Below are 12,207 nucleotides of genomic sequence, written 5' to 3'. Positions count from 1 at the left end.
ATAATCGAAGTATGACAACCATCAACACCAAATTATATAAAAGCATTGCTGTGGCGCTGGCCTTTGCAGGATTCCTATCTGCCTGCAAAGTGGGCAAGAACTATCAGCGTCCTGAACTGCCTTTGCCGCAACAGTTCATTGCTGCGGACTCCGCTAATGCAGTGAGCTATGCAGATACCAGCAGCATTGCGGATATACAATGGAAAGAATTCTTTACTGATCCGGCCCTTCAGGGCCTGATCAGTAAAGGCATCACGTATAACAATAACCTGCAGGCCGCCATCAAAAGAATGGATCAGGCCCAACAACAGGTAAGACAGGCGAAGCTGCTTCAGCTACCGGATGTGAACCTTCAGATCCAGGGAAGCATCAACCGTCCGTCTGACAATAGTTTGAACGGCCTCAGCGTAGGCACATTCCTCGGCAAATCTTATGTGGAGAATTATGTGACATCGCTGAACTTCAGCTGGGAAGCCGATATCTGGGGAAAGATCCGCCGTCAGCAGGAAGTGACCATCGCTTCTTACCTGCAGCAACAGGAAGCAGTGAAAGCTGTTCAGACACAACTCATTTCGGATATTGCTCAGGGTTATTATAATCTCCTGATGCTGGATAAGCAGCTCGAGATCACGAAGAACAATCTTTTGCTGAACGACAGCCTGGTGCTGGCCACCCGCGCACTCCGCGATGGCGGCTCCGTTACCACACTGGCCGTTCAGCAGGTGGAATCACAAAGGCAGGCCACTGCCCTGCTGATCCCGCAACTGGAAGAGAGCATCGTATTGCAGGAAAATGCATTGCAGTTATTAACCGGACAAAATCCCGGCACCATCGAAGGCAGAAGCACGCTGAGCCAGCAAACACTGCGCGAACAATTGTCTGCCGGTCTTCCCATTGCCATGGTAAGTCGCAGGCCCGATGTTCGCAGCAGCGAAATGGCTCTCACCGTTGCGAATGCACGTGTGGGATTGCAGCAGGCAAATATGTATCCTGCGCTCAATATCACAGCAGGTGGCGGTCTTGAATCATTCAAGGCCAGCAACTGGTGGAGTGTTCCCAATTCATTGTTTGGACTGGCAACAGGAACCCTTTTGCAGCCTATCTTCAATCGCCGCAATCTCAAGACCAACTATGAGGTGGCTAAATCACAGCGTGATGAAGCAGTAGCTAATTTCCGTCAGAGTGTATTGCAGGCCACTTCAGAAGTGAGCAATGCACTTACCCGGACTGTGAAACTCAAAGAACAGCGTGTGATTGCCGATGCACAGGTAGACACATTGCGTTCCGCTGTGCAGAATGCACAGTTGCTGTTCAAATCAGACATGGCGAATTATCTTGAAGTGATCACCGCGCAGACCAATGCACTGCAGGCAGAGCTTAATGTAGCCACCATCCAGCGCAGCCAGCTCGGCGTTGTTGTTGAGCTCTACCGTTCACTGGGCGGGGGTTACAAATAAATATGTATGGGTATCGGTTGAAGTTGAAGTGGGTGTCTCAAAAGTAATTGAGGCACCCTTTTTCAATTTTCAGTTGTTGAGTTAGGTTTATTTTTTGGGGATTTTATTAGGATACAAAAAAACCCGCAATCACCGGAGTGAGCGGGTTTCCATGCTTCATGTCAGGCATTGGTTTTTATGGCTATTACTTTCTTTTTCTTCTGATCAGCAAAATGGTTCCTGTGAGTAACAGCAAACCAGGCAATCCATACGCATAAACGTACCATAGTACTTTAGCCGGATTTTTTCCGATGGTCAGCCATCTGTCTTTGTGATAAATATTTGGAATGTACACCGGGTATTCATTATACACCAGCCAGCTGTACAACCCCAATTCAATGGAGTTAATTACGGTCATAAAATCGGCGTCACTTGTTACGATGATCCGTTGTTCTTTGTTGTTGATCATCCGGGTCAGTTTTAGACCGATGGTGTAAACTTCTTTTTGCAGATCACCTTCTTCCGGGGAAAAAATTGGTTTAGCCGAGTCTGCTACGTATAAACCATTTTCAATCCAGATATTTTTCGCACCAGGCATTTGAATGATCGGTTCTATTTTGAATCCATTCGTGTCCTTAAAACTGATATCGCAAAATCCTGAAAAAACAGCATTAGGAGCTGCTTTCTCTACCCCGAATTTTTGTGCCGACTGCATATAGGAAGTTTGGGCCAGGTAAACACCGGCCTTGTTCAGCATCAGCCTGAATGCATCCGATGCTGCGTGAAGGTGGGGCCTAACCAGTCTTCCATTCTCCAATGTAACACCCATGGTGTTCAATATCGGGTTAAGGATTTGCTGCTTTCCTGCTTCACCGTAAAAAATTGCATTACCGCCATTCTCGATATATTGAAGGATTTTTTCTTGCTCCGATGGCTGGAGGGCCGAACGGGGATCGGCAACTGCCAGTAATTTTGTATTGGCTGGAATATCATGGCGCAATAAAGAAATGGTATCGGCGTCCAGGCCCATATTCGTCATGGCTTCTCGCTTAGCCTGAAGATTGGTATGCAATCCATATTCTCTTTCGCCATTTCTCCAGGGGCTGCGTTCCCAATTACCTGTAGTAAACATCACTTTGGGAATATTATTCCTGGTCAGTTTGCGGATGCTGGCTGAAACATGTGATGGATCTGGCCAGATCGGCATATCATAGATTCGCAAAAGTGATTTATTCCCTTTGTACTCCAACTCCATGATCAGTTTCCACTGATCTTCCCTGCTGAGATCTGTCATGGTGTCGATGGCTCCTGGTTTTTTTAAATCTGCCAGGTCAACCTTAAACATCCTGGCTACCTGTTTGGCGATCTGATGGATTGTTTTGCCCGGATAACTTTTGAATAAACCGCTATCTCCTTTTTTTATATCATAATAATATTCGTATTTGAATTGTATGTTCGGATAGAAGCGGATGTATTTTTCCCAGAAGCCCCAGATATAGGCATTCCTGGATGCCGGCGATCCTGCGTCGTAACCGCGTCCCAGTAAATTTGCATAAAGGGTTACGGTAAGAGGAGATCCGTCGAGTTCTTTCAACACACCCTGAGTGGTGGAGTCAAGCGTATTCAATTTGTTACTGGTAACGTCCAGATAGCCTATATGGCCAGGTCTGGAACTGAAATATCCCAGGGTCAGTACTGTCAGGATCAATAGTAGGTGTCTCGTAAAGGAAACCGTCCATTTTTTCGACTCCTGCAAACTTTTCAGTTTAAGTGTGGTCAATCCAAGGAAGAGCACAATCACCAGCAGAAAATAGAACAGATCTCTGGTAGTGATGAGGCCGTTGAACATAAAATCGGTTCTGCCTGCGAGTGAAATGAACCAGGTGATATCTCTGAAGAGATCATATTCCTGTCCGATTTTTCCCATCATTCCAAGTATGATGAATGCGAAGAAAGTAGCAATACCCGCCACGATCTGGTAACTGGTAAGCGTAGAAATATACAGGCCGATGGCCATATAAGTGCTGGTGAGCAGAAAGAACCCTAACAACATGGAACAGTACCACGCAAACTCTGCATGCTGAATGGTGAAGTAACCCGTGAACAGCATGAGAGCGATCACCGACATCAGTGCGAGGTTGAATCCGGTGAGTCCCAGAAATTTACCCATCACAATCTCCCGGATACTTACGGGAGAAGAATTCAACAGTTTCATGGTGCCTGAATTCACTTCCCGGTTGATCACTCCCATGGTGAGCAGGGGCAGGAAGAAATACAGATATTGCAACATGTGCTTGATGGTATCGTTGAACAAAGCAAAGGTCAGCGGGCCTCTGAACCCGTTCCAACCGGGACTGTTGGCTTGTAACAATTCCTGTTGGATAGCCATCGTTCTCAGCGGGTTGATGAATTGCATTCCGCTGATCACAAAAAACACCACGAGGGTAACCCATGCAATCGGAGAATAGAACAGGTTCCTCAGCTCCGCCCGGGCAATCTTGAAAATTATTTTCATTGTTTTCTTTTATTACTATGATAGTTTATGGAGGATGGGCATTTACCCTTCAATCAGCTGCAGGATACCTTCATTGCTGATGATCATCATGCCCTGTCTGTCTTCTGTGATACCGTCTTTGAGTTGGTAAGTATATCGTGGTACGCTTCCTTCCAGCACAGTGGGCATAAATTTGAATTGAATATTTGGTTTGTTTGTCAGCTTCTCTCCCACTTCAATGATATGCGTACTCACGATGAACAGACAGTTCCTGTATTCAGCAAAAGCTTCTGTTACGGCCAGGGTGCCATCGAATGCATCTTTCACATTCGTGCCTTTGAACAATTCATCAAACATCAGCAGCAGATGCTTTCCGGTGGCTGTAGCATCAGCAGCATTTTTCACCCGCACCACTTCTGCATAAAAATGGCTGTAGCCAAGTGCGATATTATCCGCCACGTTGATACTGGAATAAATGCCTTCTCTTACAGAAAACTCCATGGTATCTGCCGCTACCGGAAATCCGATATGGGCGAGGTACACAGAGATGCCGATGGTTTTCATCCAGGTAGATTTACCGGCCATATTGGCCCCGGTGAGAAAAACCACATTGCTCTTTGCCTGCATGGCGATATCGTTACCGATCGCTTTCTCAATACAGGGATGCCTGAGGTTGGTAGCATTGAAAATATTGGCTTCTTCAGGCTGTGCATGCGCCCATGCAAGACCATTTTTTGCAGCTACCCGGCCAACAGCAATATTGACATCGAGTTCCGCAATGAACTGAAGCAGTATACGTATATCATTGCTGAGTTTGCTTTTCAGCAAATGATCGTACTCTGCAAGTTTCTTTACAGAGATCGCGGCATAAATATCTGTTTCTATCAGTTGTGTGAAAGTTGCCTGGCTGAGCACCGTTCTCATCGTAGCAGCTCTGGACTGGTAAGGCCCGGGTTGTTGATATAGCAACTCCACGATCGACTGGCATTTCTTAAGGGTAACGATGGTGGCCTGTAAACCCTGAATGAGTTTTTTGTATCGCTCATCACGGGTGAGCGCAGCCAATGATTTTCTGACGATGATATGCAGGTAATTGAACAATTGTCCTTTTCCACTGCTGGCATCTGTGTACTCCTGCATTTGCTGCACTTGCTGTGCATCAAATGGCCATTGCAATTCAGCCTTCTGAAAGAAAGAGAAAATGCTGCTTCTTTCGTTGATAGCCTGCGCGTTGGTCAGCGGATTTTTGTACAGTCTTTCGAGCAGCTGTTCCCCCCGCGTGATTTAACCTGATTGAACAGGAAGTACACTGACCCCTGTCTGAACTTTCCCATCAGGTTTAATTCGTCCTGCGACTGTCTGTCTATAGTAAAACTCATGATTTGCGTCCGTTTTTTAATGTTTCCAATATTCCTTCGTTATGGATGATGATCATGCCGTGGCGATCATCGGTGATGCCTTCTTGCAACGTGTATGTATATTCGGGGACAGTTCCGTTCATACGTGTTGGGAGGAAATGAAAACCGATATTGTTTTTTTGTTTCAGCTCATCTCCTGCTTCTACGATATGCGATGAGATCAAAAAGAGGCTGTCTTTTTTCCCGGCAAATGCTTTCGTCACCGCCACGGTTCCTTCGTGTGCATCTTTTACGTTGGTGCCTCTGAACAGTTCATCGAAAAGTACAAACAGTGATTTTCCTGCATGCAGTTCCGTAGCAACTTTCTTCACCCGCAATACTTCTGCATAAAAATGAGAAGCACCAATGCCTAAATTATCGGGCAGGTTGATGGTGGTTAGCACGCCATCCATCACTGAAAACTCAAGACGCTGAGCAGCTACAGGAAAGCCCATATGCGCTACATACACAGCAGTACTGAATGAACGCAGGAAAGTGGATTTACCGGCCATATTCGCTCCTGTGAGGAATACTACTGATTTTCCGGTGTGCATGTGCAGGTCGTTCGCAACAGGATTTTTTAGTTCAGGATGATACACTCCCTCCACTTTCAAAACATTACTGCCTTTGGAATACGCCACGGGAAACACGAACTTCCTTTTATTGGCCACCTGTGCAACAGAGATATAAACATCCAGCAGATAAATGAAATTGAGCACTTCCATTACTTTCTCCCGCTCTTTCATGCGCAGCAAAACATCGAAGGCGGTCAATGCTCCGAAACTCAGTTTATGGCCGGGCTTCTCTCTGAATATCGGTTCGAGGGAAGCGTGTAACAGTATTTGTAAGGTTTCTTTTCTTTCTTCATCCAGCATGGGCACCTGAACGATGGAGCCTGATTCCAGAAAATTTCTGATGGCATGCAGCAGTTCGATCAGCGCCGTTACGCCGGCACTGATCTCCTTTTCTCCCAGTACTCCTTTCTGTGTGTGATTCACTTCATCCTGCAAGATGTATTTCTCCACACTATCCAGCAGGCCGGGATTGAATGGGAAAGCTGTTTGCAGCCGGGCAAACGCAGAAATGGCAGTGGAGCGTTTGGTTATAGCCTGCAGATCGGACAATGGATTTCTGAACATATTGCCCAGCAATATTTCACCACCGCGTGTGGAAGTATTGTTGTAGATATCATAGATACCAGTCCTTTCTCTTTTAGCAAACAGCCGGAGGTCTTCAATGGTTTGATCATCCGTGAGGAACATGATGAAATATTTATAGGTGACTGTTAGATGATTACTTTCTTTTTCTGCGAACCAGTAATACGATGGCGAACAACAGTAACAGCGCGGAGCATCCATAAGCTGCAATGAGGGTGAGCAGCCTGGCTTTGTGATTGGAAATTTTCACCATCCTGTCTTCAGGTTCCGCGAGGTTACCATATACGGGATATTGGTTGTAAAGCGGCCAGCTGTACAAGGCAAGATTATGTCCGCCCTTGCGTCCACGGGTACTTGTCATAAAATCCGCATCACCGGTTACAATGATCCTTTGTTCCTTATTGCCGATTTTCCGGGAAAGTTTCAGGCCAATGACATACTCGTTTTTTTTGATATCGCCTTCAACCGGAGAGAATACAGGTGGGGCCGAATCTACCGTGAGCAATCCGTTTTCGATCCAGGTACCATCGTTGCCGGACTTACTGATGATGGGCTCTATTTTGAAGCCATCGATTTCCTGGTAGCTGAGGTTCAGCGCTCCCTCATTCATCACATATGCGCCGCCCTTCCTGTAACGCTGGAAGTTTTCCATAACGAGTTCCTTTGCGAGGTAATTACCACTGTCTGTCAGCATCGTTTGGAAAATATGCGGCATTTCATGTTTGTCTGGTCTGACAATGACGCCGTTTTCCGGATATACGCCAATGGATTGAAGAACGGGCGCCAGTATGAACTGCTTCTTTATTTCCGTAAAGAAGACAGCATTACCACCTTTCCTGAGATAGTCAATGAGCTTTTGCTGTTCTTCCTGACTATAGGGTGATTTAGGGTCTGCTACCACCAATGCATCGATGCCGGATGGTATTTCCTGATGGAGCAGCGAGATGGTATCAGCATCCACTCCTTCATTGATCAATGCCCTTTTCCCTTTCTTGCTGGTGGTATTCCAGCCAAACTCTCTTCCTGCCCAGCTCAATATATTCCGTTCATAATGCCCGGTTACAAATGCCATCTTAACTTCTTTATGGCGGGTCAGTCTTTTGAAAGTAGCCGCAAAATGGTTTGGTAATGGCCAGGGACTGTTCCCTTCGTATGTTCTCAGAAATTCTTTTTTCCCTTTATACTCCAGTTGCATCACCAAATGCACGTCTTCGGGCATGAGGTTGATTATTTTCCTCATCTCCTCCGGCGTTTTGAAAATGGACGGGCGGATCTCCAGCATTTCTGCTTCAATCGCTACGATCTCCTCCAGTGATTTACCCGGATATTTCCTGGTATAAAAATCATGGTTCCTTTGCGTTACATCATAATAATATTCATACCTGAATTTGATATTGGGATAGAACCTGATATAGGGTTCCCAGACTTCCCAGATATATGTATTCCGGTTTTGTGGCAGTCCATGGCTTGTTGCATTTCCATCCAGCAAATTCGTATACAGTGTAACTGTCAATGGTGATCCGTCCATTTCTTTGATGGTTTCCTGAATAGCAGGGTGGAGTGTATTGGTTTGCCGGTTGGTGGCATCGTAATAGGCGATATAACCTGGTCTGGAAGTGAAGTACCCCACAATAATAACGATGAGCGTGAGTGATGCATACCTGAATGCATTCATGGACCAGCTTTGCGGTTGCTGTGTATTTTTCAGCCTGATCATGGTATAACCCAGGAAGAGGCTGATCACCATCAAAAAGTAAATAATATCCCTGCTGGTTATGAGCCCTTTCAGCAGATTGCTTCCTTTGCGGGTGATGGCAAGGTAATGTGTGATATCCCGGATCAGATCATATTGCTGCCAGAGGTTGGAGATGTTGGCCAGCAGATAGAATACAGCAAAAGTGATGATAGCAGCTACAATCTGGTAACCCGTTAAGCAGGATATGAACAAACCGATCGCTGCCATGGCATTCACCATCAGGAAATACATGAATATGATCGACAGGGCCAGCTTGAATTCAGCCGCCGGTATCAATGTTGTGGATGCCAGCAGGAAAATGGCGATAATACCAATCAGCAACATATTGAAGAGTACGATCCCCAGGTATTTACCCAACACAATTTCGCGGGTGGTAACGGGAGAGGAATACAGCAACCTGATGGTACCATTGCTGATCTCCCGGTTGATCAGTCCCATGGTGAGTAAGGGAATGAAAAGATAAAAATACTGATTGCCCGTATCCGTTATATTGTCGAACAGCATGCTGCTTATGCTGGAGTCGATCCCAGACCAGTTGCTGTCCAGGTCAGACATTGCTTCCTGCATATTGCTGATAAAATCCAGCGATTTGGTAAAAATGAGAGATACAGTCAGGAAGAACAGGAATATCACAAACCAGGCCACAGGAGAATAGAACAGGTTTCTCAACTCTGCTTTTGCAATCTTATATATTATTTTCATCGATGCCCGCTTTAGGAATTTTGTGATAATTGTTTGAACACATCATCCAGCATGGATCTTTCCAGATTGATCTCAGTGAGTTTCCAGTTCTGCTGCATACTTGCGGCGATGATGGATTCTGAAATTGAATTATTGCCACTGAAATAGATCCTGTATTGCTTGTCGGAGAGCGACTGCACTTTTGTGACACCGTTAATTTTCAGCAATTCAGCCTCTGGTGGTGCATTCTCCATCCGAACCAGTACGGCACTGGGCTGAATATAATTGTTGAAAGATTCCATGGAGTCGGAGAACACCATTCTTCCTCCTTCGATCATAATAATATCCCGGCATAACAAATTGATCTCAGACAGTACGTGGGAAGACAATAAGATGGTATGGTCCTGAGAAATTTCCCTGATCAGTTTTCTCGCTTCGATGATCTGGTTGGGATCGAGGCCGGTGGTAGGTTCATCAAGTATCACGATACTGGGTTTGTGAATGATGGCCTGTGCAATGCCCACTCTTTGTTTGTAGCCACCTGACAGGTTTTTGATGAGCCTCGAACTGAAATGGGTGATGCCTACCCTGTCCATCACTTCGTCAACAGAACGTTTCACCTGCTTCTTTTCGATAAAACGCAGATCAGCCGTGTAGGTAAGGTATTCATTCACGGTAAAATCTGTATACAGTGGTGGTGTCTGTGGCAGAAAACCCAGCTGTTTTTTAGCGAGTTTGGGTTGCTCTCTTTTGTTGATGCCATTGATGTATACGTCGCCTTCCGTTTGATTCAGTACACCACAAATGATATTCATGGTGGTTGATTTGCCGGCTCCATTGGAGCCGAGCAAACCGATCACACCATTTTGACTGATCTCGAAATTGATATCACGGATAGCCCAGGCAGTAGCATACCTGTGGGAGAGTTTCTCCACTTTTAATACGATGCTCATATGTTTATTGGTAATTTTTTTTTGAACGCCAGGAGTATTTGTTACCTGTGGTTCATAAGAGTGATTGTTTGCTGATTGGGATAGGCCGCTCCGTACTTACCGGTAAATACAAGTGTATTCGATTTGCCGAGCCATAGATTAGGTGTACCATCCAGCGGATACAAACCTGATGTTGCATAACTGGCAAGCAGTTCACCTGTAGCCTGGTTCCTGATCTCGAACTCATAACCTGCTACAGATTTACCTGCGCTGCGTTCAATGAAATCCGACAGTGATTTATAGGGCAGGTTTTGAACCAGGCTTCCTTCGGCCTCCCCTTTTATGTTCACACTGATCGCCTGTGATTCACTGAAGTTGGCAATGCGAATATGGGAGGTACTGTCCTGCCAGTTGATGGCAGGGATAATATCCTGGAACAGGGAAAATGCGGGTGCTGATTTTTCTCCATGAATAAACAGAGAATACATTGCTCCGTCTTTCAACTCAGCCAGCATCGACAGTGCAGGCTGGTCGTGAGGCATCGTGTCAGGCTTCGCATAGAAATCGATCTGTTGCGGAAAACTACTTATATACAGGAGATTGTTTTTCTGTTCGTAGCTTTTATTCCTGATCTCCAGTGATGTTTTAAACAATGCAGGCCGCTTGTTTCCCAGGTAAGTATAGAAAGAAATACCATCATCCATCGCATTGAAAACTTGTACGGTGGCAGGATTTCCATCGAACCGATTCTTTTTGCAGGAGCTGGTGATGAGCAATATGGCCAGGAAAGGAAATAAAATAAAGATCCTGTTCCGGCCATTAGCTGACCGGTTACGCTTGCAATATGTGGAGATCATAGTGTGATTTTGTGAGATGAATTAATTTCCGGTGTTTGTTCCTAGAGATTGTATTCAGGGTTTTGCTGCAGGTGGCTGTTGTTTCTTATTTCGTATGCCGGAATCGGATACAGCAATTGATAATCTCCCCACCAGGGCTGCTTCGCAGGAATTGCGCCCAGCACAGTGCCTGCCTTGCCTGTTCTTTTGAGATCCAACCAGCGATGGCCCCACTCAAGGAATAATTCTACCTGTCGTTCGTGGGCAACGGCATCGATCACCTGTTCTGCAGTAAGCTGTTCATCAAGTTCGGTTACTCCTGCTCTTCTTCGGAGCACATTGATATCTTCGATGGCAGCAGATTTGTTGCCCGGTACATGACGGGCAATGGCTTCCGCCCTGATCAGGTGTAATTCAGCTAACCGGATCACATTATAATATTGCACACGCTGGTTCCGGGTATATTTTGAAGAAACCGAAGCTGTACCTGCAGGAACAGTCCAGGTTGTTTTCCGCAGGTCATTTGCTTCAAAGGCATTTGCCAGTTGTGTACTGATCTCGAAAGTCCGGTTATAGGGTCCATTGTTCACGGGAGCAGTGTACAATGTATAGCCTTCCGGAGTTCCATTTACGATACCCGTATTTTCTTTGGCCGGCTTGAGTTGCAGAATGGCTTCAGTGTTATTGGGCAGAAAGGTTTTGGTGAGATCCTGCTCCACGGTAAATAATGAAGTATGGTTGATCACTGCTGTAGCGCTGTTAATGGCCAGCTGGTATTCTCCGGTATAGAGATACACCCTTGCGAGCATTGCCTCTGCAAACCATTTGTTCGCTCTTATTCTTTCATTATTACTGACTGAATAATCACCTGCCAGCATTGCCTTGGCATCCACCAGGTCTTTTTTTATCTGCGTATACACTTTTGCGGTAGGGGTTCTGGCAAAATTCTGTGCTTCGTGGAAGTCTGGATTCAACATCAAAGGAACATCACCAAAGAAATTGACCAGATAAAAATAACAGAATGCCCGCAGCGCCAGTGCTTCTCCGGTCAATTGCTTTTTCACACTGTCTGTAAGGGCAGTAGCTGCACTCAGCCCTGCAATAGCAGCATTGGCATCGAAGATGAACCGGTAAGCAGAGTTCCAGATCTTTGACGTTTTATCACTGTTGGCTACTGTGAGCTTGTTGCTGAAAGCGATATAATTGGGGTTGGCAAGCACCACAGGATAAGTCAGTTCATCAGCAGAAAGTCCGCCCAGGATTGTTGCTAATCCTGATGAAAATATTTCTTCTGTAATGGTAGTGCTTCTAGTGCTGGTATTGTAACCATTGATCATTTTTGAATAGATGGCTGCCAATGTCCATTCAGCCTGTGCATTATTACTAAAAACTTCTTCCGTGGTAATGCTGTTGATGGGTGGCGGTACTTCCAGCAATTTATTACAGGATGATATAGCCATCGATAATACGATCAGGCAGAGGGTTGATATGTTGCTTTTGTTTCGCATGATCTTCATT

At 45.6% G+C, this 12,207-nt stretch carries 8 protein-coding genes; 1 reads left to right on the top strand and 7 read right to left on the bottom strand.

All coding sequences use genetic code 11. The features are described 5' to 3' along the window. The first annotated feature begins 11 nt into the window (after positions 1 to 11). Entirely contained in the window at positions 12 to 1,457 is a 1,446-nt protein-coding gene (locus tag FSB84_RS20625; RefSeq protein WP_130539770.1) for an efflux transporter outer membrane subunit, read from the top strand. A 184-nt stretch (positions 1,458 to 1,641) separates the two neighbouring features. On the opposite strand, the gene FSB84_RS20620 is transcribed toward FSB84_RS20625, so the two are convergent. From FSB84_RS20620 to FSB84_RS20590, 7 genes are all read right to left on the bottom strand, one after another. After that, positions 1,642 to 3,951, bottom strand: coding sequence for an ABC transporter permease subunit (locus FSB84_RS20620; protein ID WP_130539769.1), 2,310 nt, complete (start codon positions 3,949 to 3,951; stop codon positions 1,642 to 1,644). Positions 3,952 to 3,993: 42 nt separating this feature from the next. Then, a complete protein-coding gene (locus FSB84_RS20615; protein ID WP_158644034.1) occupies positions 3,994 to 5,106 on the bottom strand; it encodes a MutS-related protein in 1,113 nt (370 codons plus the stop codon). 199 nt (positions 5,107 to 5,305) lie between these two features. Further along, positions 5,306 to 6,589, bottom strand: coding sequence for a MutS-related protein (locus FSB84_RS20610; protein WP_225979841.1), 1,284 nt, complete (start codon positions 6,587 to 6,589; stop codon positions 5,306 to 5,308). 31 nt (positions 6,590 to 6,620) lie between these two features. Beyond that, entirely contained in the window at positions 6,621 to 8,942 is a 2,322-nt protein-coding gene (locus tag FSB84_RS20605; RefSeq protein ID WP_130539767.1) for an ABC transporter permease subunit, read from the bottom strand. An 11-nt stretch (positions 8,943 to 8,953) separates the two neighbouring features. Beyond that, positions 8,954 to 9,874: an ABC transporter ATP-binding protein gene (locus FSB84_RS20600; RefSeq protein WP_130539766.1), complete on the bottom strand. Its 921-nt coding sequence runs from the start codon at positions 9,872 to 9,874 to the stop codon at positions 8,954 to 8,956. Positions 9,875 to 9,915: 41 nt separating this feature from the next. Beyond that, positions 9,916 to 10,710, bottom strand: a complete 795-nt coding sequence (locus FSB84_RS20595) for a DUF4397 domain-containing protein (RefSeq protein WP_130539765.1) — start codon at positions 10,708 to 10,710, stop codon at positions 9,916 to 9,918. Between the two features lie 41 nt (positions 10,711 to 10,751). Next, entirely contained in the window at positions 10,752 to 12,197 is a 1,446-nt protein-coding gene (locus tag FSB84_RS20590; protein WP_158644033.1) for a RagB/SusD family nutrient uptake outer membrane protein, read from the bottom strand. Between the last annotated feature and the right edge of the window lie 10 nt (positions 12,198 to 12,207).

The organism is Pseudobacter ginsenosidimutans (genome assembly GCF_007970185.1).
Classification (GTDB): Bacteria; Bacteroidota; Bacteroidia; order Chitinophagales; family Chitinophagaceae; genus Pseudobacter; species Pseudobacter ginsenosidimutans.
Note: the sequence above shows the minus strand (reverse complement) of the source record. Positions and strands in the feature narration are given on the sequence as shown.

Coding starts and splice junctions, on each gene's coding strand:
- FSB84_RS20610 (WP_225979841.1), bottom strand. CDS start 6,589: ATGTTCCTCACGGATGATCAAACCATTGAAGACCTCCGGCTGTTTGCT.
- FSB84_RS20605 (WP_130539767.1), bottom strand. CDS start 8,942: ATGAAAATAATATATAAGATTGCAAAAGCAGAGTTGAGAAACCTGTTC.
- FSB84_RS20590 (WP_158644033.1), bottom strand. CDS start 12,197: ATGCGAAACAAAAGCAACATATCAACCCTCTGCCTGATCGTATTATCG.
- FSB84_RS20625 (WP_130539770.1), top strand. CDS start 12: ATGACAACCATCAACACCAAATTATATAAAAGCATTGCTGTGGCGCTG.
- FSB84_RS20600 (WP_130539766.1), bottom strand. CDS start 9,874: ATGAGCATCGTATTAAAAGTGGAGAAACTCTCCCACAGGTATGCTACT.
- FSB84_RS20595 (WP_130539765.1), bottom strand. CDS start 10,710: ATGATCTCCACATATTGCAAGCGTAACCGGTCAGCTAATGGCCGGAAC.
- FSB84_RS20620 (WP_130539769.1), bottom strand. CDS start 3,951: ATGAAAATAATTTTCAAGATTGCCCGGGCGGAGCTGAGGAACCTGTTC.